This window comes from Pseudomonas shirazensis (assembly GCF_050496565.1).
GTDB classification, from domain to species: domain Bacteria; phylum Pseudomonadota; class Gammaproteobacteria; order Pseudomonadales; family Pseudomonadaceae; genus Aquipseudomonas; species Aquipseudomonas shirazensis_A.
Map to the genome: position 1 here is coordinate 1 of NZ_JBNWAE010000048.1, position 481 is coordinate 481.

1 protein-coding gene is annotated in these 481 nt (G+C 55.7%); it reads right to left on the bottom strand.

Features of this window, described 5'->3' with window-relative positions; all coding sequences use genetic code 11:
- Positions 1 to 481: immunoglobulin-like domain-containing protein (locus ACQZ2L_RS25060; protein ID WP_430328313.1), on the bottom strand; the 481-nt coding region annotated here is incomplete at both ends.

Sequence of the window (481 nt, forward strand, 5' to 3'; positions counted from 1 at the left end):
TCGATATCAACGGTGTAGTTAGTGCCACCGACATTTACGGTCAGCGTGGTGGTGCTACCAGCCTGCGGCGGATTGCTCAACTGGAAGTTGAAGGTGAGGTTGGCGTCACCTTCCTTCGCAGCTTCAGCAGTGACGGCCACAGTCGTGGTATCGATAGTATCTTCAACGGCAACGGTAGTAGTCGCACCGGTCAGATCCACAGCTTCGAAGTTGCCGCCATTGACCGCAGTGACGGTTGCAGTGACTTCGCTACCATCTTTGTAAACGTCTTCAACGTTGGTGTTCGGAACCAGCAGCGTGCCTTTGCCGGAAGCATCGATATCAACGGTGTAGTTAGTGCCACCGACATTTACGGTCAGCGTGGTGGTGCTACCTGCCTGCGGTGGGTTGCTCAGCTGGAAGTTGAAGGTGAGGTTGGCATCACCCTCCTTTGCGGCTTCGGCAGTGACGGCCACGGTGGTGGTGTCGATGGTGTCTTCGA